General features: G+C 57.6%; 19 protein-coding genes. 10 read left to right on the forward strand and 9 right to left on the reverse strand.

Going from position 1 to position 25339, the window contains the following annotated elements:
• Window positions 1–77 precede the first annotated feature (77 nt).
• Window positions 78–941, forward strand: a complete 864-nt coding sequence (locus ACP3PW_RS01465; RefSeq protein ID WP_426414876.1) for a DMT family transporter — start codon at window positions 78–80, stop codon at window positions 939–941.
• Here the strand turns inward: ACP3PW_RS01465 and ACP3PW_RS01470 are convergent, their stop codons facing one another.
• The 5 genes from ACP3PW_RS01470 to ACP3PW_RS01490 form a co-directional block, all read right to left on the reverse strand.
• Complete coding sequence (locus ACP3PW_RS01470; protein WP_426414877.1) at window positions 942–3092, reverse strand: TRAP transporter permease; 2151 nt, start codon at window positions 3090–3092, stop codon at window positions 942–944.
• Window positions 3093–3275: 183 nt separating this feature from the next.
• Window positions 3276–4304, reverse strand: coding sequence for a TAXI family TRAP transporter solute-binding subunit (locus ACP3PW_RS01475; protein WP_426414878.1), 1029 nt, complete (start codon window positions 4302–4304; stop codon window positions 3276–3278).
• Between the two features lie 253 nt (window positions 4305–4557).
• Window positions 4558–6027 (reverse strand): flavin-containing monooxygenase, encoded by a 1470-nt coding sequence (locus ACP3PW_RS01480; protein WP_426414879.1) that lies wholly within the window; start codon window positions 6025–6027, stop codon window positions 4558–4560.
• 35 nt (window positions 6028–6062) lie between these two features.
• Window positions 6063–6323, reverse strand: a complete 261-nt coding sequence (locus tag ACP3PW_RS01485) for a hypothetical protein (protein ID WP_426414880.1) — start codon at window positions 6321–6323, stop codon at window positions 6063–6065.
• Window positions 6324–6325: 2 nt separating this feature from the next.
• The gene (locus tag ACP3PW_RS01490) at window positions 6326–7306 is read right to left on the reverse strand and encodes an alpha/beta hydrolase (protein WP_426414881.1); all 981 of its coding nucleotides are present in this window, start codon (window positions 7304–7306) and stop codon (window positions 6326–6328) included.
• Window positions 7307–7726: 420 nt separating this feature from the next.
• On the opposite strand from ACP3PW_RS01490, the gene ACP3PW_RS01495 reads away from it, so the two are divergent.
• Window positions 7727–8749 (forward strand): DUF2860 family protein, encoded by a 1023-nt coding sequence (locus ACP3PW_RS01495; RefSeq protein WP_426414882.1) that lies wholly within the window; start codon window positions 7727–7729, stop codon window positions 8747–8749.
• A gap of 307 nt (window positions 8750–9056) precedes the next feature.
• On the opposite strand, the gene ACP3PW_RS01500 is transcribed toward ACP3PW_RS01495, so the two are convergent.
• Together ACP3PW_RS01500 and ACP3PW_RS01505 are read right to left on the reverse strand one after the other, a co-directional pair.
• Window positions 9057–11009, reverse strand: a complete 1953-nt coding sequence (locus ACP3PW_RS01500; RefSeq protein ID WP_426414883.1) for a VacB/RNase II family 3'-5' exoribonuclease — start codon at window positions 11007–11009, stop codon at window positions 9057–9059.
• Window positions 11010–11143: 134 nt separating this feature from the next.
• Window positions 11144–11896 (reverse strand): FCD domain-containing protein, encoded by a 753-nt coding sequence (locus tag ACP3PW_RS01505; protein WP_426414884.1) that lies wholly within the window; start codon window positions 11894–11896, stop codon window positions 11144–11146.
• 570 nt (window positions 11897–12466) lie between these two features.
• Here ACP3PW_RS01505 and ACP3PW_RS01510 point away from each other — a divergent pair.
• The 8 genes from ACP3PW_RS01510 (at window position 12467) to pyrI (ending at window position 22598) form a co-directional block, all read left to right on the forward strand.
• Complete coding sequence (locus ACP3PW_RS01510; protein WP_426414885.1) at window positions 12467–13285, forward strand: (Fe-S)-binding protein; 819 nt, start codon at window positions 12467–12469, stop codon at window positions 13283–13285.
• Entirely contained in the window at window positions 13282–14709 is a 1428-nt protein-coding gene (locus tag ACP3PW_RS01515; RefSeq protein ID WP_426414886.1) for a LutB/LldF family L-lactate oxidation iron-sulfur protein, read from the forward strand. Before ACP3PW_RS01510 ends, ACP3PW_RS01515 begins: the two co-directional genes overlap by 4 nt.
• Window positions 14706–15395, forward strand: coding sequence for a LutC/YkgG family protein (locus tag ACP3PW_RS01520; RefSeq protein WP_426414887.1), 690 nt, complete (start codon window positions 14706–14708; stop codon window positions 15393–15395). The genes ACP3PW_RS01515 and ACP3PW_RS01520 overlap by 4 nt, the downstream gene beginning before the upstream one ends.
• Window positions 15396–15398: 3 nt before the next feature.
• Window positions 15399–18254, forward strand: coding sequence for an FAD-binding and (Fe-S)-binding domain-containing protein (locus tag ACP3PW_RS01525; RefSeq protein ID WP_426414888.1), 2856 nt, complete (start codon window positions 15399–15401; stop codon window positions 18252–18254).
• Window positions 18255–18320: 66 nt separating this feature from the next.
• On the forward strand, window positions 18321–20093 hold the full coding sequence (locus ACP3PW_RS01530; protein ID WP_426414889.1) for an adenylate/guanylate cyclase domain-containing protein: 1773 nt from the start codon (window positions 18321–18323) through the stop codon (window positions 20091–20093).
• Window positions 20094–20350: 257 nt separating this feature from the next.
• Complete coding sequence (locus ACP3PW_RS01535) at window positions 20351–20905, forward strand: TMEM165/GDT1 family protein (protein ID WP_426414890.1); 555 nt, start codon at window positions 20351–20353, stop codon at window positions 20903–20905.
• 301 nt (window positions 20906–21206) lie between these two features.
• Window positions 21207–22130, forward strand: coding sequence for an aspartate carbamoyltransferase (gene pyrB / locus ACP3PW_RS01540; protein ID WP_426414891.1), 924 nt, complete (start codon window positions 21207–21209; stop codon window positions 22128–22130).
• A 12-nt stretch (window positions 22131–22142) separates the two neighbouring features.
• The gene (pyrI, locus tag ACP3PW_RS01545; RefSeq protein ID WP_426414892.1) at window positions 22143–22598 is read left to right on the forward strand and encodes an aspartate carbamoyltransferase regulatory subunit; all 456 of its coding nucleotides are present in this window, start codon (window positions 22143–22145) and stop codon (window positions 22596–22598) included.
• 76 nt (window positions 22599–22674) lie between these two features.
• Here the strand turns inward: pyrI and ACP3PW_RS01550 are convergent, their stop codons facing one another.
• Both ACP3PW_RS01550 and ACP3PW_RS01555 read right to left on the reverse strand, forming a co-directional pair.
• Window positions 22675–24483, reverse strand: a complete 1809-nt coding sequence (locus ACP3PW_RS01550; protein ID WP_426414893.1) for a diguanylate cyclase — start codon at window positions 24481–24483, stop codon at window positions 22675–22677.
• Window positions 24484–24603: 120 nt separating this feature from the next.
• On the reverse strand, window positions 24604–25296 hold the full coding sequence (locus tag ACP3PW_RS01555; protein WP_426414894.1) for an aspartate/glutamate racemase family protein: 693 nt from the start codon (window positions 25294–25296) through the stop codon (window positions 24604–24606).
• Window positions 25297–25339: the final 43 nt, after the last annotated feature.

Here is a 25339-nt window from a genome sequence, read left to right on the forward strand (position 1 = left end):
CGATATTCCATCACTTTCCGCCGATCCGGTGATCCTCTATACTAGGGCGCTTTAATTCCTCCACGGAAATCGTACCGATGTCCCCGCAGAAACTATCTGTCACTTTCGCCCTGATCACCGTCTTGCTATGGAGCTCACTGGCGGTGTTGGCGAGCTACCTGGTACATGTCCCCGCTTTTTTGCAACTCGGGGTAGCCCTAACCAGTTGTGGCCTGATCAGCCTGGTTAAATGGCGTCACTGGCGTGTACCCATGGGTACCCTGGCGATTGGGGTCGGCGGCATATTCGGATATCACTACCTGCTGTTCATGTCCTACCGCAACGCGCCGATGATTGAGGCGAACCTGATCAACTACCTGTGGCCGTTGCTGATCGTGGTGCTGACTCCGCTTTATTTTCGCGACAAACCTCTGCGAATTTATCATCTGGTGGGTGCCACCCTGGGGATCAGCGGCGCTATTCTGATCGGCAGCGGCGGCAAACTCGAACTCGATAGCCAGCACATGACAGGGTACCTACTGGCGCTGGCGGCAGCGTTCGCCTGGAGCAACTACTCCCTGGCCTGCGGTAAATTGAGGAGTTTTCCCAGCGCTGCCGTAGGAGGGTTTTGCTTCTGGTCCGGTTTGCTGGCGCTTGCCCTCTTTGGGGGTGAGCAGCTGCTGGCCCCGGTCGAGGTCGAACTCTCCGGTAACGATTGGTTGCTGATGATCGCCCTGGGCGCAGGCCCCCTGGGAATGGCCTTTTTTACCTGGGACATCGCCCTCAAAAACGGCGACACCCGAATCGTGGGCGCCCTGGCCTATACCGCCCCCCTGGCCTCAACCGCGCTATTGATTCTCTTTACCGACAGCGAAGTCCGTCTGTCGACGATGATCGCTATGGTAATGATCATCGCCAGCGCAATTATCGGCTCCTGGGAGTTGCTGGTTCGCCGCCGCTGATCAGGAGTGGGCGGCGAGTGGCTGGGGTACCCCGCCCCCGCTGCGGCGGCTGCCCCAGAACAGCGCCGCAAACAGAACCAGACCCGCAACATTGAGTATCAACAGGTCATGGGGCCACATCAGGGCCAACGCAGCCACCCCGCAAAGACCGCGAGTCCAGAGCTTCAAGGGCCCTTCCAGGAACCCCTCCATCAGGCCGACAAAAGCATAGAGACCGACCAGGGAGAACAGGAACACCCTGACCACCTCTTCCCAGCTACCGCCGATAATGGGCGTGTAGGCAAAGAGCAGCGGTATCACGTACAACCCCTTGGCAACCTTCCACGCGGTAAGACCGGTAGCCATGGCAGGGGTGCGCGCGATGGCTGCGGCGGCAAAGGCCGTCAGGCAGACCGGCGGGGTGACGTTACTGTCCTGGGAGAGCCAAAAGATAATCATATGAGCTGCCAACAGTGACATCGACAGGGTTGCCGGATCGATCGCCATCTCCAGTAACTGCGCTTTAAAGTCAGGCGGCACTAACGCCAGTAACGACTGGGCATCGGCCATCGACATCGGCTGGGTCAGCAGTGCCGCCTTATCCATATCCACCAGCATAAAGATACTGCGAGCCATTTCGGGTAACTGGCCACTGGCTATCAACTCCAGCAGCTGCTGCTCGGAAATCAGGTTATAGAGCGCCGGCGCCGAGAGGGTCGCCAATACAATGTAGGAGGCGGTTACCGGCAACCCCATCCCCAGGATAAGGGACGCAAGCGCCACCAGTACAATGGTGATCAGCAAACTTCCTCCTGCCCACTCGGTCACCATGAGGGAGAAGGTGTTGCCAATGCCGGTCATGGCCACAACATTCACCACCAATCCAACCGTGATCAACAGCATCGCCGTGGTGGCCATATTCTTCGACCCCTGAGCGAGGGAGTCGAGCACATCACGCACCCCCATCGGATTTTTCGACAGCCAGGAACTGGCGACCACCGAGAGGATCGCAACACCGGCGGCATAGGTGGGGGTAAATCCCTTGATCAGCATTCCCACCAGCACTACCAGCGGCAACGCATAGTGCCAACCCTCTTTCATCACCTCACGCAGTGGACGGGTTTCGATCTCAACGGCACTGGCGTGGCTACGCTGGGCCTCCACCCTCACGAAGAAGCCCACCGACATAAAATAGAGCAACGCCGGTAGCGCCGCGATGGCGATAATCTGCAAATAGGAGATCTGGGTATAGGAGGCCATGATAAAGGCACCCGCCCCCATCACCGGAGGCATGAGCTGACCACCGGTTGATGCCGCAGCTTCAACACCGGCAGCAAAGCGGGCAGGGAAGCCCGCGCGGCGCATCAGGGGAATGGTAATCACCCCGGTGGAAACGGTGTTGGCCACAGCAGAGCCAGACACAGACCCCATCAGGCCGGAACCCAGCACCGCAACGAAACCGGGACCTCCGACGAACCGCCCTGCGGCGCAACGAGATAGCTCGATAATAAAATCACCCGCACCCGATTTCACCAAAAACGCGCCGAACAAAATAAACATAAAGACGTAGGTCCAGGAGATGCGTGCGATCGAGCCAAACATTCCCTCGGGCGAGAAGTAGCTACGGAACATCACCGTTTCCAGGCTCAGGCCGGCAAAACCAAATATGCCGTCGATGTAAGGACCCCACCAGAACACATAGGTCAGCGCGATCACTGTCATCACGGGAATAAACATACCCGTGGTGCGGCGTACCATCTCCAGCGCGATAAATACCGCCGCTATTGAGGCGACCCAATCCAGGGTCACGAATTTCACACCACGATCGTAGAGTGCATCTTCAAAACCGATCAGGTACGCGGCACACACCACCGCAGCCAGACCTAGAAAAATATCCAGCGCTAATACTAAATTTCCAGCTGTGCGAGTGCGGGAGGAAAACGCAGGCACCATCAGCGCACAGATCAAGGCAAACCCACCGAAGTGAATCGCCGATACCCACAGCTCCGACAGGGTGCCGAGGGTATTAAAATAGATATGCGCCACGGCGAAGCCGATGCCGATCCAGTAGACAAGCTGACCTGCCAGGGAGCTGTCGGAGCGTTTGGTCAACTCCAGGCTACGGAGTTTGTCCGCGACTTCCTGATCGGGTTCAATGGCGTCTTTACTCATTATTATTCTCCGGGACAGATCGGCACCAGGTCGCCGTGAGCCCTTTTTTATTCGACAGGAACGGACTGCCGTGCAACGAAACGAAGAGGATGGCTAATGGGTGCCAACCCCAAAAAAACAATATAGAAGAGGTAGCGGCTCCCGCGAAAAGAGGGTTCGCAAGAGCCGCAGACAAACCAAGCTTTAGTTCGCCATCAAGTGGGATGGAATCTCAATGCCCACTTCCTTGTAGTAACGCGCCGCACCGGGGTGCAGGGGTACAGGCAAACCTGCGATCGCTTTTTCAATGGCCATGGCCTTGGTGGCCTTGTGGATGCCGTTGAGGAACGCCAGGTTCTCGTAGACGGTCTTGGTGATCAGGTACACATCCTCCTCGGAAACATCATCACGCACGGCGAGGAAGTTGGGCTGGGCGATGGTGTTAACTGCCTTGGTCTGTCCCGGGTAGGTGTTGGCCGGAATCACGTAGCGGGTCCACAGCTGGTAGTTGCCGTTGGCCTGCTTCATCTGCTCGTCGCTGAAATCAAGGTGGGTGATCTTGTCGCCCATGGCCGCGTAGGCACGGGTTACCGCGCTGGTGGGAACGCCGGAGGGGGTGTTCATGCCCACTACGGTGCCGTTCTGCAGGGCATCGGCGCTAGGACCGTAGCCCATGTAAGCCAGATCCATGCTATCCGCCTCAATGCCTAACCCGCCCAGGATCTGGCGGCCGGAGCCTTCGGTGCCGGAGTTCTTCTTGCCGATGGAGAACTTCTTGCCCGAAAAGCCCTTGAGATCATCGATGGAGCCAGATTTAGCCAACGACTTATCCACCACAAACTGCTCGACGTTCTGCCACAACATGGAGACCGAACGCAGCTGTTTCTGCGGGCCATCGTTCTTCAACTTGCCTTCGCCCGACCAGGCCCAGGCTCCATAGAGACCCTGCAAAATCGCAAACTGGGCTTCGTTCTCCCGTAGCAATTTAACATTTTCACCGGAACCGGCAGAGTTGATCGCCGACATAGAGATCTTCTGTTTGGGCTCAAGCTTCACCTTGGTCAGGGTCGCGATGGCGACGCCCACCGGATAGTAGGTACCTCCGGTGGAGGCGGTGGCGAGAATATAGGAGCGTTTCTCTGCGGCTTGCGCGGTCAGGCCAAGGCCTGCGGCGCCGGTCACGGCCAGTGCAATCCCGATACCCTTGATAAGCGTACGTTTACTGAATTTCATCGTTGTTTTTCCCTTTTTTGTTATCGTTGGTTACTTTCAATTATTGTTTTGGATTTCCATTCTATTCCACGCTGCCGTAGCAGTGATTTTGCAATCGTGAAAGACAAAGCAATCCCGGTGCCAGAAACACCAAATCGACATAACCAGTTGATAATAATAAGAAAAAGGTGAACTCTATAATCGCCCTATGACGCCCATCGGCAAGATCTTGCTGATGGGCCAAAACCCGCTCAGCAAGATCTTGCCCATGGGCTCAGGTCCGGGAGCCCTCGGTGAAATCGGCCAGCTGCACAGCCGACATCTCCTCGACCCACTGCCCCCAGGTATAGGGCCACATCGCCGGCACGCCTTCGTTGTCGAGGTACCAGCTGTTGCAGCCGCCAACCCAGACGGTCTTCGCCATGCCGCCACGCAGGTAGTCGTTGAAGCGCTTGGTCGCCGCCGGCGTTGCCTCGATCTCCTGCATTTCACCCCTGCGCCAGCGATCGATCAGCTGCAACACATACTGACTCTGCACCTCGCTCATGGCGATCACCGAGAAGTTGCCGATGGGCGTATTGGGGCCGAGCATGAGGAAGTAGTTGGGAAAGCCGGGAATCAGCAGTGAGCGGTACGCCTGCACCCGCTTCTCCCAGGCCTGGTTGATGTGCAACCCCTCGCGCCCGATCAGCTCCATGGGGCGCATAAAGTTGAAGGGGTGAAAGCCGGTTGCCAACACCAACACATCCAGCTCGTGGCACTGGCCATCGCCGCTGACGACCCCCTTGGACTCCACCCGCTCGATGCCCTCGGTCACCAACGTGCAGTTGGGCTGCTGGATCGCGTCATAGAATTTGGTGGATACGATCACCCGCTTGCAGCCCACGGTGTAGTCCGGGGTTAATTTTTCGCGCAGTTCGAGGTTTTTTACCGATCGTTTAAGGTGCTGTTTGCAGGCCCAGCTCATCAGCAGATGGGGGATCTTCTGGCCGATCACCGCGCGGGAGAAGAACAGCTCGATCGCCCGGGTGTACCAGCGATAAGCGCGGCGGGCGAGGCGCGGATTCTTGCGTACTTTGGCGCGCAGCTCCTCATCGTATTCGCGGTCCGGTGCCGGATAGATCCACTGGGGTGTGCGCTGAAACACCACCACCTGCTCCGCCTCCTCCACCAGTTCGGGTATCACCTGGGCGGCGGTCGACCCGGTGCCGATGATCCCCACCCGCTTGCCCTTCAGGTCAAGCTTGTCCGGCCAGCGCGCGGTGTGAAACTGATCGCCGGCAAACTGCTCCAGTCCGGCAATATCCGGATACGAGGGATGGTGCAATATTCCAGTCGCGCCGATCACGATATCGGCTTCGAGCTCAGCACCTTTGCTGGTCTTCAGCTGCCAGACCCCATTGGTGTAGACGCAGGATTCCACCGCCTCGTTGAAGCGAACATCGCGCAGCACATCGTACTTGTCCGCCACCCGCTCAAAATAGCGACGAATCTCCGGCCCCCGTGCGAATCGATACTCCCACTCCGGATTGGGTTCAAAGGCGTAGGTGTACATATGCGCCGGGATATCGCAGGCCAATCCGGGGTAGCGGTTGTCGCGCCAGGTTCCCCCGACGCTTGCCCCTTTCTCCAGCACGGTGATCTCATGGATGCCTGCTTCGCGTAGCTTGATAACCATGAGGATGCCGGTCATGCCGGCGCCGATGATCACCACCCGGGGATCTCTTTTTTTACTTTGACTCATCGTCGTTCTCCGGGGTCATATAATCGGGGGCGGGTCTACTTGCGCAATAGGGGCAACCAGTAACCGTAGCCAAACACCAGGGTGCCGATCAGGCCGCCAGAGCCATCCCCACCTGCCGAGGTGATCTTCGAGCGCAGTGCGAGGTACTCCATCAAGTGCGCCGCAAACAAAACGATACCGCCCCAGAATACGATGGCATTCCAGGGGGCCGGGTAGGCGATCACAAAACCAAGCAGGTAGATCGCCCAGAGTCCCAACACCCCGACCCGGCTAAAATTGATAAACAACTGAAACATGCTCATATACTCCGTTGTGTCATTGCTTTTATGGCGCTGCCCAACTTCCCGATCGCAATATTGGCTTCCGGCACCAGGGGGGCAAATATCTGAAAAACATGGAACTGTCCTGGCGTAGGCTGGTAATCAACATCGACGCCCTGCTCTTTTGCCCGCATAGCGAACCGCTCGATCTGGTCGAAAAGAATTTCTCCCTCGGCCGACTGTATGCACAGGGGGGGCAAACTGCCCAGGTCTGCGCTCATGAAATCAAGCCGCGACAGCTGCTCCGGTGTCGGCTTGCCCGCCGTTGCGTGGCTCGCCCAGTGCTCGGTTAGCGGCTGGCTCAGCAGGTCAGTTTTCTCATTCCGGGTCATCGATGGATCGGTCGCTCCCGGCTCACACAGAGGGGAGATCAACAGTGACCCGGCCACGGTGCGCCCCTCATCGCGCAGGGCAACCAGCGTGGACAGACAGAGTGAGCCGCCGGCCGAGTCTCCCGCGAGAATTAACGGCCGAGCGGGATAGCGGTCCAGCATCGCGCGGCACACCGCGAGGCAATCCTCCTGCGCCGCCGGTAGCGGGTGTTCGGGGGCCAGGCGGTAATCGACCCCCAGCAGGGTGCAATCTCCCGCTACCGCCAGCGCCGCCAGCATGGGGCGATAAACGGCAACATTGCCAATCACGAAACCGCCGCCATGGAAATAGAGCACCAGCGGTGAATCCCGATTAGCCCCGGGTGACGCACACCACTGGCAGGGAACGCCGGCAATGGTCTCGGACTCGAAGCGGACTTTTCGCTGCGCGGGGTGGTAGTGCCGCAGAAGATTCTGCCGCTCTCGCAACCAACCGACGTCCCTCTCCATCGACGCATGCAGTAACCGACGCGATATCCTACAGACCAGCTCTGCTCGCCAGCTGCGTCCCGGCAGCCGTTGCGGCGTCACCAGCATACTCAGTAGCGCACGACCAAAAAACGCCAACAGGTCGACTGACGCCTTCATGAACGGGCTACCCGCCCAATCCATCCTGCTCGTTTAGCGCAGTCGTGGCAGCATCGATAACCGGCGACACCGGCCATAGCAATCACTCGCATCCGCTCTCTCCTTGGGGTGGCATTGTTATTATTGTATTGGCGGTGCCACCTGCCTGCCATCGGGGATCTCGTCACCCCCAGCTTATCCGACTACCATAGTAGGATTTGTGCCGAGCCGTTTCCAGCATCTTTCGTCAGCCGGTCTGCGGACCCTGACGCAGCAACCGAAAAAAGCACGGCGTAGGATTCAGCTTGGTCCGAGCACCGGCAACGCAGGGGCACTTTGCCATGACATATACCGACAAAACTTGTAATGTCAGAACATTGGCATATTCTGTAGCTCAGCGTTACAGCCGCGCTAATCCCTAGAAAAACAGAGGTTATTTCTATGATTTTGCGTTCGATGACCACCTTAAGCTGTTTGACCCTGCTGGCATCCGGCACTGCCCTCGCCACCCCTATTCCCCAAGAGTCGGGAATCAGTGGCTATGTTGGCTTCGGGGCTGCATCCAGCAAGCTTGAAAGCAACATGATACACGGCACCAGCCTCACGGATTTTGATAATAAACGCGCCAAAAACCTTACCAGCTCGCCCTCATCAGAAAGCGACAGCTCCGGTTTTTTCACCGGCGAGATACGCTATACCTGGGCCGATACCCGTACCCAGGTTTTTGTCGGTAACACCATGATCGATGCCTTGCGCTATGACGCGGCGACCTTGATCGGTGTGCGCCAGGAGGTGGGCAATAGCGGCACCATAGGCGCCGCCTACATGCTGTCGTCGTTCCCGATCCAGGTGTGGAAAGACCCTTACCAAACGGGCGTGAAGCGCTCTGATACCGACCAGACCAGCGATGGCGTCCTGCTCAGCTGGGACGGTATTTTGGGCAGTAACTTTGATGGCCAAATCTCTTTCAGGGACGTTGATGTGGATGACGAGTTCAGTGGCACCGCCCTGGGCCTGAGCGCCGCTAATCGAAACCTGCTCAAACGCGATGGTGACGATACCTCCAGCGAACTGCTCTATCGCTGGAAGATCGCCGATGGCCATACCCTCATACCCGCACTGCGCTACACCGATCGCGATCGCGATGGTGGTGCCATGAGAAGCGAGGACACCGGTGTGCAGCTCGGCTATCTGTATAGCGGCTCCAGCCAATGGAACCTGAAAGCCCACCTCTATGCAGGATCAGAGGAGTTTGACAAACATAACCCCATCTCCGCATTTGGTTTCAAAAAACGTGACGACGATATCGTCGGCGCCAACGTCACGGCGTTTTACAACGAGCCGATGGGTTGGAAAGACTGGCGTGTGATGGCAGCCGCCACCAGTTATGAAAGTGACTCCAATATCGATTTCTACGACAGTAAAGTGCAGAGTTTTACCCTGGGGATGCTATATAACTTCTGATCGGATTCCACGCACAAGCGAGGGCGCCCACCGAAAGGTCGGCGCCTTTTTTATGCACAAGGATGTGCGGTATACCGCGGGGTCAGGGATGACCAGGAGCGGCGAATGCACAAGGATGTGCGGTATACCGCGGGGTCAGGGATGACCAGGAGCGGCGAATGCACAAGGGTGTGCGGTATACCGCGGGGTCAGGGATGACCAGGAGCGGCGAATGCACAAGGATGTGCGGTATGCCGCGGGGTCAGGGATGACCAGGAGCGGCGAATGCACAAGGATGTGCGGTATGCCACGGGGTCAGGGGGACCGACTAGGCCTCGGCCTGCGTCTCCACCACCGGCTCGAAATAGAGCTTACACTCTTCCAGCGCGCAACGATTCACCCGCACCTTCAGGGCATCGCCTAACTGGTAGCGCTCCGCTCCGGCGCTGAGGACCTGCAACAGCGGATCAAAGCTGTATTTCTTCCTGGCCTTGCGTAGATCCACCTGCCCCTCTACACCGAGCGCATCCAATCGCAGGTTGAGGCCACCGGAGTGCACTTGCACAACCGTGGCAGTGTATTCGGCTGCGGGCTCTTGCTGGCTTATATAGAGGCACATGTACCAGTGCTCCAACTCATTGCTGGCGCTGCGTGCCCGCTGATGCTGTTGCTGCCACGCCTGCAACGCGTCATCGCTAAGCTCTGCCGGGGTCTGGCCCGCCAATAACGCCTTGATCTGGCGATGAACCACCAGATCGTTGTACTTGCGAATTGGCGAGGTGAAGGTCGTATACTGCTCCAGCCCCATGCCGCTATGGGGTGCGGCGCGGCGCTCGAAGGTGCTGCGCGCCAGCATTTTACTTATCAACGGGCGCAGCGGTACACCGCTGGCGGACACTGCGTCGACCAGGGTTTTGAACGCCGTAGGGGCGGCTAAATCAAGTGTTTCGAGGTGCGGTAACTCCTGCTTCAACAACTGCCGTAACCCTTCATGGCGGTCAGGCCGAAACCCCGGGTGGACGACAAACACGCCATCAACACCGGCACGGGCGATGCACTCAGCCGCACAGCGGTTGGCGGCCACCATGGCCTCCTCCACCACCAGGTGAGCAGGCGTTCGATCCACCCGCCGAATACCGATACAGCGTTTATTCTCATCGAGCTGGAGGTGGTAGTCAGGACGATCCTCAAACAGCAGGGCGTTCCGCTGGCGGTGCTGATTGAGCGCGCGCGTTGCATCCCGAAGCGCATTAAGTGAGGCGACAACCGACGCCTCCAACCCCGTTTCGTTGCCGTCGATAAACAACTCACTGACCCGGTCGTAGCTAAGCTTGGCGTGGGAGCGCATGTTGACGCTTTCAAAGCTATGATCAAGGATTGCACCATCACTACCGAGTCGAAGACGACACAATAGCGCGAGGCGGTCGACCCCCTCGCGCAGGGAGCAAAGCTCCCGCGACAGAGCCGGCGGTAGCATCGGAATACCAAAGCCGGGCAGGTAGACCGAGGTCGCCCGCTGGGCGGCTTCGGTATCGAGGGCAGAGCCTGGCTCAATCAAGGCGTCGGGGTCTGCAATAGCAACCCATAGATTCCAGCCGTCTTCGGATGCCTCGGCCCATAGGGCGTCGTCCATATCCTGGGTAAAGGCGGAATCGATCGTAACAAAAGGAGTAGCGGTGACGTCGCTGCGCGACGCACCAAGGGCGCGAACCCGGTCCGGGGTAATGCCCTCCAGTTGCTGCTGCACAGCGGATGACCACTGCGGCTGGTAATTGTATTTCTCCAGCATAAAGCGCTCCTCCACTCCCGCATCACCCGGGCAGCCGATGCGCTTGATAATTCCCGCCTGGGCCTTGCCGTTCTTGAACGGGTGGCGCAACACACTGCAGCGCACCAGATCGCCGGCGCTCAACTCACCGCGCTCTTTTGGGGGCACAAACAGCAATCGGTTACTGAAGCGTGCCAGGTCGGGCTGCACGAAATGGGTGTCACCCTTAACCACATAGATGCCACAGAACGTCTTCAGATCCGACGACAATAACTCCTCCAGTACGGCGTTATCCTGCTTCTTTGCGGAGGGCTCCGTGGTCACCCGCACTCGGTCACCGGGAAAAACTCGCGCCATCTCGTCCGGGACGAGGAACAGGCGATCGCCACTGTCGAGTGCGACAAAGCCGAAACGGCCATGACTGCCAACAACGGTGCCATCGAAGGTGGGTTTGCTTTCTTTGAGATCAGACTTTAACTGCTTCAACTGCTGCAGAGCGCTTTTATCGAGCATGGGGAGGTTCATAGAGGAGTGGGAAGGCTGCGAATTTTAATCAATCGTCGCCAACAGAGCCAGCAACATCTATCGTCGTGTCCAACCACAGGGGTTTATGGTGGTGCTCGCAGCACCATCGGGTCCATCCGGCACTAAAGAGCGAGCGCTGCATTTCCCCTATTCAGGCGCTCCTCCTCCCGCTTCAGGTCCGCCAGGGTGCGCTCGACGTAGCTCAGATGAACCTGGATCGCTTCGCGTGCACGGTCCGGGTCACTGGCAATCACCGCGTCGAAGAGCGCATCGTGCTGTTTTTTCAGGTTGTAGCGAGTTTCTCGCCGACCATACATACCCCCAATATTGGTGATCACGTTGTGCTTGAGCAGGTCGAACAAACCCTTCACGGTATGGAACAACACCATATTATGGCTGGCCTCGGCGATACTGAGATGAAAGCGGGCGTCTGCCGCCGCCTCGCGCTCCAACTCCTCCTCCTCATAGGAGCGTTGCAGCTCCTCGTAGGCATCACGGATACGCAGCTTGTCCTCGTCGGTGGCCCGCATCGCGGCGTAGTAAGCGCAATCACCCTCGATAGTATGGCGGTACTCCAGCAGGTCGAAGTGCACCTCGGGGTGGGAGTCGAGCAGGGCCAGCAGGGGGTCGCTGAAGGAGGTGCCGATGTTATCGACCACATAGGTTCCCCCGCCCTGGCGACTGCGCACCAGCCCCCGCGCCCCTAGCTTCTGGATCGCTTCGCGCAGGGACGGACGTGACACACCAAACTCCTTGGCCAGTTCGCGCTCGGGAGGCAACCGCTCCCCGGCCTTGATCGATCCCTGCAAAATCAGGGTTTCAAGCTTCTCGACAATCTTGTCGGATAGCTTGGGGCGTTTGATGGCAGACTCCATGACAGGGCTCCGGCGACGAACAAAATGGTAATTGGTCATACCTTAATGCAAAGAACCACCTTAGATCAACTTTTCACCGATTAATGATTTATGCCTTTAAACACAGCCCCTTATAGCGAATTCTGCGAAATTCTGGCCACTGCATTGGTCATACCGAAATAGTGCGCGGCGATTCTGGCTGAGCAAAGAGCAATCAAGACCCGCCACTTTCACCCGTTATCTGTCCACCCTACTGATTATTCCGCCACGCCCCGCTCCCACAGTGCTATTTTGGTCTTACCAGAAGCCAATTTCTTCACCGCCGCGACCCTACAGCCCCCCGCAACGGCGGCGACAAGCGTCGAGACCCCACCCCCTAAAGAGCCGATAACCCCTTGTTTAAACTGATAATTAATCTGTTATATGCGATTCAAAAATGGGTCCTTATGCGCCCTAACGACACACAGCGACCGAGGTCTTATTGACAGCTTTTTCTGCCCGGGCGTAGAGTGGGTATTCGCACAAGGTAAAGTGGTATTACCATTAATTACAACCTTTGCCGATACAACAATAATTCGAGGCCACCTCCCCATGAGTCCTGATAACCAGTTCCATAACGCCATGGATGCGTCACCCTCACCGGCGCCTGTAGTGGACAGGGAATACCCCACCAAGCCTCAAAAGGTCTACCTGTACGGAACCTGCGTGGTGGACCTGTTGGCACCGCAAGCGGGCATCGACGCGATCGAACTGATCGAGTCCCAGGGTGTTGAGGTCATTTTCCGTGAACAGCAAAGCTGCTGCGGCCAACCCGCCTACACCTCGGGCTACACCGAGCAGGCACGAGATGTGGCCCGCAGCCAGTTGGCGCTGTTCGATGAACCCTGGCCGGTGGTGGTCCTTTCGGGCTCCTGTGGCGGCATGATGCGCCACCACTATCCAACGCTGTTTACCGGCGAGCCCGAAGCCTCGGCAGCGATTGAGCTGGGTGAGCGAATTTTCGAGTTCAGCGAATTCCTCCTGCACGTACTCCGTATCCGTCTCACCGACAGCGGAGCCCCGGAGCGCGTGGTGCTCCACACCTCCTGCACGGCTCGCCGCGAGATGAACACCCACCTCAGCGGTCGCGCACTGCTGGAGCAGTTAAGCGCAGTGGAGGTTGCGCAGCAGGATCACGAGTCGGAGTGCTGTGGTTTTGGTGGCGCCTTCTCGGTGCGCCACCCACAGATCTCCGGCGCCATGGTGGAGGATAAGGCGGAGTCGCTGGAAAAAACCGATGCTGCACTGCTGGTTAGCGCCGACTATGGTTGCCTGATGAATATCAATGGCAAACTCGAAGCCAAACAGAGCCCGCTGCGAGGCATTCACCTGGCCAGCTACCTCAACCAGCGCTGCGGGGGTGCATCATGAGCGAAATTATCGCAACCAGCACATTCAGCGAACGCACAACTGCGGCCGTAAACGACCCCGAACTCCGCAAAAACTTCCGCGGCGCAATGGATTTTTTAATCGATAAACGCAAAGGTGTATTCGACGACGAAGACGAGTTGCAGCACTTGAGGCGACTCGGTAATCGTATCCGCAGCCGTGCACTGTCCAAGCTTCCAACTTTGCTTGAACAACTTGAACGTAACCTTATCGCCAATGGCATTCAGGTACACTGGGCCGACACCGCCGAAGAGGCCAATCGGGTAATTCATAGCCTGATGGCGACCCACAATGCGCGCAAGGTCGTTAAGGGAAAGTCGATGGTCAGCGAAGAGGTCGAGATGAATCACTATCTCGAGGCGCGCGATATCGACTGTATCGAATCCGATATGGGCGAATACATTATTCAGCTCGATAATGAGAAACCATCGCATATTATAATGCCCGCCATCCACAAAAGTGCAAAGGACGTTGCGCAGCTCTTCGAACAACACATCCCGGGTACCGAGTACAACGAAGATGTCGATTTCCTGATACAGACCGGCCGCAAGGCGCTGCGCAAAGTTTTCTACGAAGCGGATGTTGGTGTATCGGGGGTGAACTTCGCTGTCGCGGAAACAGGTACTCTCTGTCTGGTGGAGAATGAGGGCAACGGGCGCATGAGCACCACCGTTCCCGATGTGCATATCGCAATTACCGGCATCGAAAAGGTGGTGGAACTGCTGGAAGATGTGCCCCCACTACTGAGCCTGCTGACCCGTTCGGCAACCGGCCAGGCGATCACCACCTATTTCAATATGATCAGTTCGCCGCGCAAAGAGGGTGAGCAGGATGGTCCCCGCGAGGTCCATCTGGTGCTGCTCGATAACGGGCGTTCCCAGGCTTACGCCGACACCGATCTACGCGATACTCTCAACTGCATCCGCTGTGGTGCCTGCATCAATCATTGTCCGGTCTACACCCGCGTTGGCGGCCATGCCTACGGTACAGTGTACCCTGGGCCGATCGGCAAAATTATCTCGCCCCACCTGCTCGGACTGGAAGAAACACGCGACTTGCCTGGCGCGTCTTCCCTGTGCGGCGCCTGTGGAGAGGTGTGTCCGGTGAAAATTCCGATTCCAGACATTCTGCTACGGTTACGACAGGAGTCGGTCCATCGACCGACCGCTACGCACCCCGGGCTGAAAGGACAGGGTGCCAAGTACAGCCGCTGGGAAAACGCCCTCTGGAGCACATGGGCAACGATCTACGGCCGTCCCATGCTTTACTCTGTGTTCACCCGATTGGCTACCACCTTCGGCCGTTTGATGCCTCGTCGCATCACCCCCTGGGGGCAGGCGCGCACGCTGCCACAACCGGCTACCAAATCCCTGCACCAACTCGTAAAGGAGCGCCAGGCATCATGAGCCATCGTGACCGAATTCTAGGGCGTCTCTCCTCTGCACTGAGACAAAGCGGCGCCGACGAACTGCACCGCGAGCACGAAGACCGCCGCGTAGTGACCGAGCGTTATCAGTACAGCCCTGCCGAACGCGTGCGCCGTCTCACCGAGATGATGCAGGCGGTATACACCGAGGTGCACGCCACCGACGAGCAGCAATGGCCACAACAGCTATTAGCGCTCATGCAGCAGAAACAGCTGGGCAATCTACTGGTCGGTACCAGCACTCCCCATGGCCAGAAACTGCTCGACACCTGGCAATCGATTGAAGGGGCGCCACAGATCGACGATGCCCAACGCCCGATCGAGCAACACAAAGAAGCTCTGTTTCACCATACCGCTGCAGGGCTGACCGGGTCCCGTGGAGGCATCGCCGCAACCGGCTCGATTATTGTGTGGCCAACCCCGCAGGAACCGCGCCTGACTTCGCTGGTCCCCCCCGTTCACTTTATTCTGCTACGTGCATCGACTATCCATAATAGCTTTGCCGAAGTGATGGAACAGGAGAACTGGAAGGGCCAACTGCCCACCAATGCGCTCCTCATATCCGGCCCCTCAAAAACCGCGGATATACAACAAACTCTCGCCTATGGTGCCCACGGACCCAAAGAGCTGGTGGTGTTGCTAATCAACGATCTGGAAAAGTTTTAAGCCATGCATGAATCCCTACCGGCTGCGTACCACGATTTTTACCATCGTGTTAACCACACCATTCCCGAAGCCCGCCTGATTACCGATCCCCTGCGCACACTGGCATTCGGCACCGATGCCAGCTTTTACCGGCTGACGCCAAAAATTGTGGTGGAGGCCGATAGCGAGGAGGAGATCCAGTTGTTGCTGGAGCAGGCCAGACAGCTCCAACTGCCCGTTACGTTCCGTGCGGCGGGCACCAGTCTCTCCGGGCAGGCGATCAGCGACTCGATCCTGATTCGCCTCGGCAAGCAGTGGCAGAATCACCGCATCGAACAGGACGGCCAGTTAATCCACCTGCAACCGGGCGTTATCGGCGCTCAGGCCAACGCCTGGCTGGCACCGTTGGGAAGAAAAATCGGCCCCGACCCGGCCTCGATCAACAGCTGCAAAATCGGTGGCATCGCCGCCAACAACGCCAGCGGCATGTGCTGCGGCACCGCGCACAATAGCTACCACACTCTGGCGGGGATGCGAATCATACTCGCCGATGGAACGCTGCTCGACACCCGTAACGAACTTAGTCGAGATGGTTTTCGCCACAGCCACGGAGAACTGCTCGACGGCCTAAGGGCACTGGCGCAACAAACCCGGAACAACGATGAGCTGGCCGCCCGAATCCGCCACAAATACCGGCTCAAAAACACCACCGGCTACAGCATTAACGCACTGCTCGACTTCGACGACCCCATCGACATCCTGCAACACCTGATGATCGGCTCCGAAGGTACCCTGGGCTGCATGACCGAGATCAGCTACCACACCGTCCCTGAACCCAGCCACAAAGCCTCCAGCCTGGTTCTCTTTCCCAACGTAGAGATCGCCTGCCAGGCGGTTGCCGCAGTAAAGACGGCTCCGGTATCTGCGGTTGAGCTGATGGATCGCCGCGCACTCTCCAGCGTGCAGGGCAAACCGGGGATGCCTGACTTTATTGAAAGCCTTGGCCCCGATGCCGCCGCGCTGCTGATCGAAGCCGGCGCCGACAGCCCGCATAAACTCCAACAACAGATTGAGACCATCACCGGCACCCTTGCGGCCTTCGAGCAGCTGCAATCGATCGATTTTACCGATGATCCGCTTCAGTTCGGCAAACTCTGGGCGATCCGTAAAGGGCTCTTCCCTGCGGTGGGCGCCGTACGCGAAACCGGCACCACGGTGATCATCGAGGATGTCGCCTTTCCCATCGAAAATCTGGCCGAAGGTGTCCGTAAACTGGAAGCCCTGTTTCAAAAATATCACTACAACGAAGCGATTATTTTTGGCCATGCGCTGGAGGGCAACCTGCACTTTGTCTTTACCCAGGATTTTTCCAGCGACGAGGAAGTTTCACGTTATAGCGGGTTTATGGATGAGGTCGCACAACTGGTAGCGGTGGAGTATGGCGGTTCCCTGAAAGCGGAGCACGGCACAGGGCGCAACATGGCACCCTATGTGGAACTCGAGTGGGGAAACGATGCCTACGCGCTAATGCAGCAGATCAAGAAACTATTCGACCCTGCCGGTTTACTCAACCCCGGGGTCATCATTAACGATAACCCCCACGCCCACCTCGAAGACCTGAAGCAGCTTCCCGCCGCCGATGAGATTATCGACAAATGTATCGAATGTGGCTTTTGCGAGGCGGTCTGTCCTGCGGCCAGTTTTAGTATTACTCCGCGCCAACGCATCGTGGTATGGCGGGAGATTCAGAGTCTGACTCGCAGCGGCACCAACCCCGAGCGCCTTAAGCGGTTGCTCAACGACTACCAGCATCAGGGGATCGACAGTTGCGCCGTGGACGGACTCTGCTCGCTGCGCTGCCCTGTCGGCATCAATACCGGTGAGCTCACGCTCAAGTTGCGCCAGCAACGCAACCATCATCATGAGAGCAAGGCGCAGTGGCTGGCAGATCACTTTGCCACGGTCAGTGGCGCTACCCGTACAACCCTCGGCGTGGCTAATGCCGTACATGGGGCGCTGGGAACCAAACTGATGACTCGGGCGACCACAACCGCGCGTAAAATAAGCGGTGGTGTCGTGCAGCAATGGACACCGGCTATGCCAACGGCTGCACCGGCGATCTCAAAACAGCCCGCCTTCAATCAGGGCATTGCCGACGACGCGCCGCGTGTTGTCTACCTGCCCAGCTGCGCAAGTCAGGTCATGGGGCCGGCACGGGGCGAAACCGAGAGCACACCCCTGACCCAAAAAACCATCGCACTGCTGAACAAAGCCGGCTTCTTTGTGATCATTCCCGCTCAATTGGCATCGCTGTGCTGCGGCCAGCCCTTCGCCAGTAAGGGGATGCATCAACAAGCGAACGAGAAGCTGGAGCAGTGGCAACAGGCGATGCTAAGCGCCAGCAATAACGGGGAATACCCCATCTATTGCGATACCAGCCCTTGCGTGCTGCGTGCTAAAAACGGGTTTATGGACGAGCGTTTGCAACTGTTCGAACCCTTGCAGTTTATTGACCGCTACCTGTTGCAGCGACTGCAGATCGAGCCGGTCGATGAAACCATTGCGGTACACATAACCTGCAGCACCCAGCGACTGGGGCACGCCAATCAGTTAACGGCCCTGGTACAGCGCTGCGCCAAATCCATATTTATTCCGGAAAACATCACCTGCTGCGGATTTGCAGGTGACAAGGGTTTCTCACTTCCTGAGTTAAACGCCGCGGCGCTGGCGTCGCTAAAGGGCCAGCTCCCCGCCGATTGCCGTGAAGGCGTCTCCACCAGCCGCACCTGCGAAATAGGCCTGTCCCACCACAGTGAAATTCCATACCACTCGGTGGTGTACCTGCTTGACCGGGTGAGCAAACCATTGACCTCCACTTAAGTAACGGTGATTCGTCAGGGTTCTGTGCCTATAATGGGCGCAGAACCTCCTACTTTTCGGGTGACTATGTCCCGCAAACTGTCCATCACCACCCTGCTGAGCTTTGGCTTCGGACTGCTGATGATCATAGCGGTGACTACCGTCTCGATTATCGGCGTCAACGCCACGCGTAATAACACAACCAGTTTAATGAGCCAGCTCGGCTACGTAGCGCTGACCAGTCTTCAGGAGCAGCTTAGAAACTACCTGCAGCCGGTCAATAGCCAACTCGACTATATTGCCCAACTGATCGAAAAGGGGCAGATCTCTCCAGAAGAGCCGGCGGCGATGCAGGCCACCCTGTCGGGGTCACTATCGGCACTGGCGCAAGTGTATGGCATGGTGTATATCAACGACCGATACGAAATGCAGGTGTTCCACCGGAATGATGCCGAGAGTTTCACCTCTCACTGGAGCAAACCCCAAACCCTCGAGCCCTATTTTTCCACCCCCGACCGCATCCAACAGGCAATATGGGGCGATCCCCAACTGACCTCGAACAACGTGCGGGTTATTCCGGTGAGTCGCATGGTGTACCTGCCCGATGGTCGCAAAGGGATGCTACTCACTGCGATCGACATCACGCGCCTCAACGAGCATCTTTCGCAACTCTCCGGCGAACACTCCGATATCTTCATGTTGCTTGGACGCAATAGAATTCTCGCCTCCACCTTCCCTGTGCCCGATGTCGTTTATACCCAGCGCGAGCCACTGATGAATCTGTCGGCGCTGGAAAACAACCCCCTTAAGTTGATCTGGTCTCCCCAGAGAAAACCCAACGACATGAAATTGCCCAGGGGGATGAACAGCCATACGCTGCACTTCGGCGACGAAACCTGGATCTATATCTATTCCGAGACACAGGCGTATTCTGAAGTGCCCATCACCCTCGGTATGGTCGTCTCCGGGGAGCAGCTCAAGGAGGAGCGCAACGCGCTGTTTTTGCAGGTGCTGTTCAGCATGTTAATGCTGCTGCTGTTCGTCGGCCTGTGCTGGCTCTTCAGTCGCCGCCTGGGCAGTCGCTTTTCCAGTATCGCCCAGGGCTTTGAGGCGATTCGTGAGTCCGAACTGGATCAGTTGGGGCCGATGCCTGCCAGCTCCATCGTCGAGTTTGATCAGGTTGCCGACGCTTATAACCGCATGACCGATGGACTGAAGCAAAACCAGCAGATGCGCAGTTTGTTTGGCCAGTATGTTCCAAAGGATATCGCCCGCCAGCTATTGCGCGACGGCGGCGAGCTCGCCCCCCAGCACGAACTGGCGACCATCTTCTTTATCGACCTCGAAGGCTTTACCAGCCTCTCTGAACGACTCACACCGGAAGAGCTCATTACGACCCTTAACGCTTTTTTTTCCATGGTCGCCGAAGAGCTGGAGCGTCAGGGGGGAATCATCACCCAGTTCCAGGGGGATGCGGTGCTGGCGATCTTTAATATTCCCAACCCACAGCCCGACCATGCTGCCCGGGCTCTCAATGCCGCACGCAACATTCTCGCGCGCACCCGGCAGGAGCAGTTCAACCGGCAATCACTGCGCTGCCGGATCGGCCTCAACAGTGGTGATGTCGTTGCCGGTAACGTCGGTGCCCCCCAACGCCAGAACTACACCGTACACGGCGATGCGGTAAACCTGGCATCCCGCCTGGAGGCCCTCAACAAAGAGTACGGCACCCGCATCCTGCTGTCCGAGTCCTGCGTCCAGCAGATTTCAGGGCAGCAGTTTCGAGAACTCGGGGAGATCGCCATTCGTGGCAAACGCGATATGGTGCGGGTATACACCCTGCCCGATGAAAAAGCCTGACGCCTTCTCTGCGTATCTTGGGTGCGCTCAAATTATTGATGCAGCCCCAAGACATCCATAGAATCAGTTGCTAGAATCGCTGCCATCTCAGGGGAGTAGTCGCTCGGTCCTGCCGAGGCAACGGTCAACATAGTTGGTGCCACATTGCGCCATGGTCGTTGCAATACAGTGTATTTGACGAGACTTGTGATACGGCAACTCACCGGCGGGAGAGTTGTGGTGTCACATGGTTCTCACTCCCGCCTACAGGAAACCCTATGGAAGCCCTATCTATCTCCACCCTGATCGTGGCCCTGGCCGAGATCGGTGATAAAACACAACTGCTCGCACTGTTGCTGGCCGCACGTTTTCGCCAACCCTGGCCGATCGTCTTCGGCATCCTGGTTGCGACCGTTGCTAACCACGCGCTGGCAGCTGCGGTCGGCGCCTGGGTCAGTGCCCAGGTCCCCGCAGATATCATGCGCTGGGTTCTCGGCCTCTCATTTCTGGCTATCGCCGCCTGGACCCTGGTTCCCGACAAGATGGATGACGAGGATTCCGGGTTTTACCGCTACGGTGCGTTCGGAGCGACGCTGGTTCTGTTCTTCCTCGCCGAGATTGGCGACAAGACCCAGGTCGCTACCGTTGCCCTCGCCGCACAATACAGCGATACCCTGATGGTCATTGCCGGCACCACCATTGGCATGCTGCTGGCCAACGTGCCGGTAGTGATACTCGGGCATTTCGCCGCCGACCGCCTGCCCCTGGGGATTATCCGCGCCGTGGCCGCCAGTCTGTTCGCGGTGATGGGGCTCTACGTACTCATTGCATAACCTATAAGGTCTCGGCCCTGACAGGCTGATAACTTGGAGATGCTCTATACTGGCTCTTAAATTGACTTGAAGTTTGCCTGCGGGGGAGTACAATTTCGCCAGTTTTTGCGCATGTACCCCAACGCAACACAAACAGTAATCAGGGACTCAATGACACGACATCACACCATCCGATGCCGCCAGCGCGATAACCGCGCGCGTAATGTCGTTGTTCTCCGTCATTATCCTATTCTGTAAAAGCCCCTTGTCCAGGGGCTTTTTTTTGCTTTTTAAACACGACCCGCGAGAGTGAGTTAGAAACATGGCCAACCCCCTCTACCAGAAAAACATTATTTCGATTCCCGACCTCAGCCGGGAGGAGATGGAGCTGATCGTTAAAACCGCCACCCAGCTTAAAGGCACCCCGAACCCGGAACTACTCAGGGGCAAGGTGATCGCCAGCTGCTTCTTCGAAGCATCCACCCGCACCCGGCTCTCCTTCGAAACCGCCATTCAACGCCTCGGCGGCACCTTCATCGGTTTCGACAGCGGCGGCAACACCTCGCTGGCGAAAAAAGGCGAAACCCTGGCCGACTCGGTCAAGGTGATCACCTCTTATGCCGACGCCCTGGTTATGCGCCACCCCCAGGAGGGCGCGGCGCGCCTCGCCTCCGAGTTCTCCTCGGTACCGGTAATCAACGGCGGGGACGGCTCCAACCAACACCCCACCCAGACCCTGCTCGACCTGTTCAGCATCTACGAGTGCCAGGGGACTCTGGACGGATTGCATATTGCCTTCGTGGGTGACTTAAAATACGGCCGTACTGTGCACTCGTTGACCCAGGCACTGTCCGCTTTCGGTTGCCGTTTCTCCTTTATCTCACCCGAACCCCTGGGGATGCCCGAGTACCTCACCGATGAGCTCGATGAAAAAGGGATCAGTTACACCCAACTGGACAGCATCGAAGAGGTGGTCGGTGACGCCGATATCATCTATATGACCCGAGTGCAAAAAGAGCGATTCGACGAAACCGAATTCAAACACATGGCGGCCAAATACATCCTCACCCTCGATACCCTGGAGGGCGCGAAGGATAACCTGAAAATCCTGCATCCCCTGCCCCGCGTCGATGAGATCGCCGTGGAGGTGGATCGCACCCCCTACGCCTACTATTTCGAGCAGGCGCAAAACGGGGTCTACGCCCGCGAAGCATTGCTGGCACTGGTACTGAACGAAGAGATCTAGGGGAAGCGCATCATGGCAAACAAATTACAAGTAGAAGCGATTAAAACCGGCACCGTGATCGATCACATTCCCGCCGGCCAGGGCATCAAAATCCTCAAGCAACTGCATCTGGTGGATCTGAAGGAGAAGATCACCGTCGGTTTTAACCTGCCCAGCAAGGACCTTGAACTGAAGGATCTGATCAAGGTGGAGAACCGCCTGTTCACCGAGGCGGAAGCCAACCAGCTATCGCTGTTCGCGCCAACGGCCACGATCAATGTCATTGAAAACTACGTGGTGAAGGAAAAATTTCCCATGTCGATTCCGGACGTGGTGGAAGCGGCTTTCGACTGTCCCAACTCCAACTGCATCTCCCACAGTGAACCGGTCCACAGCCACTTTACCGTGAAGCAAAAAACCAGCGGCATTCAGCTTAAGTGCAAATATTGCGAGAAGAGCTTCAGCAAGGATATCGTTGCCGATCTCTAGAAAACGGCCTGACTCATTAGGCTCTTGAACGCTTCCCCGCTCTGCAGCGGCCAGTCTGATACTGGCCTGCTGTACCTTAAACGGAGTGCTCGACCCGATTCCGGCCCCGATGCTTGGCACAATAGAGCGCGCGATCGGCGCGTTCTATGACGCCCTCAAGGGGCTCACCCTCATGGCGAATCGCGGTGCCGATACTCACCGTCACCGACAATCGTTTGATCGAGGCATAGAAGGTTGTAGCTTCGATGCTGGCCCTTAACCGCTCTGCAAACCCGCGCGCCTCGGCCTCCTCTTCGGCGGTCATAAAGATAACAAACTCCTCCCCCCCCAAGCGGACCGCAATATCACCGCCGCGAATCTGTTGCAGCACCAGCGCGGCCACCTGCTTGAGCACTTCGTCCCCCTGATTATGCCCCAGAGTGTCATTGACCTGCTTAAAGTGGTCAATATCGAGCAATAGCGCCGCTACCGGATCAGACCCTTCCCGATCCTGAATTTCACACAGCCGCTGCACCGCATCCTGCATATAGATACGGGTAAAGAGTCCTGTTAGCGGGTCATGGATGGAGCGCTCGTAGAGTTTCTGTCGCTCCCGGTCCAGCTCCCGATAGATCACCTCCCGCTCGATCGCAACCTGCAACGGCATGGTGAGGCGGTGAATCACCTGCTCAAGATGGGCCGTCACCGCGATCTCTTCGCTCAGGTGAATAACCGCAATGGCGGTGATGCGGGGGATATCGGGATCAAACAACGGCACCACGATACGGTGGTGACCGTTGCGCTGTATCAGGCAAAACTCACTGTCATCAATCACCTGACCGCAAACCCCGTTAAAAAGGCTTACCCACTGCACCCACTCGGGCCGATCAAGACCCAGCAACTGGGTGGTTTCTGCGGTACGCGGTACCTCCACCCCCCGATATCGGGTTTCGGCGGAAAAGTCGAGAATATGATCGTCGCCAAAAAGGGCAAAATATTCCAGGCTTTGCACCGGCAGATCGCGCCGAATAATGACCGCCAGGCGATCGGCGATCTCACGAAACTCCCGCGACAACAACATGGTTTGAGTGATGTCGCGCAGCGCCTGATTGAGCCGCGATAGTTTGCGGATATTGGTGTCGCCCCGGGCCAGCAGGTAAAGCCCACAATCGAGATTCATCAGCCCGGATATCATCGACTGGATCAAGCTCTTGGGAATCAGCGAGCCATGCTGGGGCGCTATCAAACAGGGGTTGAGGGCCTCAATCTCCGACATCGCGTACCCGAGCACCTCCTTACTGGGCATGTAATGCTCGTGGAAGGGGCGCATCGCTTCAAAGTAACTCTCATCCCTGGCCAGCAGGCTGAACTCTTCGGTGAAGCCACCAAAAAGATCGCTGGAGAACAGTACTCGACTACTTTCATCGAGGGTCACGAAGGCACCCGGGAAATGGGCATAGGGGGTCAGGGTGAAACCCAGGGTTCGATCTTCCAGCGCCAGTTCCCAGCCGTTTTCATCCACCAGCCAGAAGGGCAACTTGAGCCCGTAATGCTTGAGTAGCATTTGCGTGCGCCAGTGGGTCACCAGTACGGCATCGTCGCGGGAGATCATCTCGTCGATCACCGGCATCGCCCCGGTGATATCCGGGTCCTGGTGCTGGCAAAGGAAATAACGGATGGAATCGAAAGGGATTACCTGCTCAATCTTGCGCAGGGTATGGTCGAAGGTGAGCTTGGAACCCGGATCCACCAATACCGACTGGTCCCCCTGCTCAATCAGGTAGCAGTGGCATTGGAATTTGTCGCCGGGCAGATAATGCCCCACCCACCAGATTCGCGGCGCAATCTCGATCGCCTCCTGCGGGTTATCGATACTCTTCAGGCGTTCTACCAGGTCATTCAACATGGGGTGGGTCGCTCTCGATCCATAAGGCGAGTGATTGAACCACAGAGGATGCCGTACAAACACTATACAGATCAATAAAATCTCTTACCCGACCTCGTGGACGTTAAATTAGCAGCCTGCCTAATCCAGCATAAATTCAACCGCACTGGCGCAATGAATCGCAGCGGTATCAAACAGCGGCACCTCGACCGCGTGCGGCGGCAACAACAAGCCGATCTCTGTACACCCTAGAATCACAGCCTCGGCTCCCATCGCCTGCAACCGCCGCGTGACCTGAACATACTGTTGTCGCGAGGTGTCATTTACCTCACCCTTGCACAGCTCGTCGTAGATCACCCGGTGCACCAGCGCGCGATCCTCCGCATTGGGTGTCAGCACCTCCAGTCCAAAGCGCTCCTGCAAGCGCCCCCTATAGAAGCGCTGCTCCATGGTGAAGGCGGTGCCCAGCAGGCCGACCCGCTCGATACCGGCAGCCCGAAGCGCCTCACCGGTGGCATCGGCAATATGCAATAGTGGTATATCCAGTGATGACTCCACCTGTTCGGCGACCCGGTGCATGGTGTTGGTGGCGATCAACACCCCGTCGGCCCCGGCGTTCTGCAACATCCGCGCACTGCCGGCCAGCTGATCACCCAGCTGCTCCCACTCCCCCTGTGCCTGCAGCGCGGCAACCGGGGCAAAATCCAGGCTGTGCAGTAGCAGATCCGCCGAGTGCAGGCCGCCCAGTTGCGCCTTCACCCCTTCATTGATCAGCCGGTAATAGCTCTGGGTAGACTCCCAGCTCATGCCGCCGATGATGCCTAATCGTTTCATATCCAATGACTCCGCTACCCAATCGCCCCCCTAACCGGAGCGA

The organism is Aestuariirhabdus sp. LZHN29 (assembly GCF_049985285.1).
GTDB lineage: Bacteria > Pseudomonadota > Gammaproteobacteria > Pseudomonadales > Aestuariirhabdaceae > Aestuariirhabdus.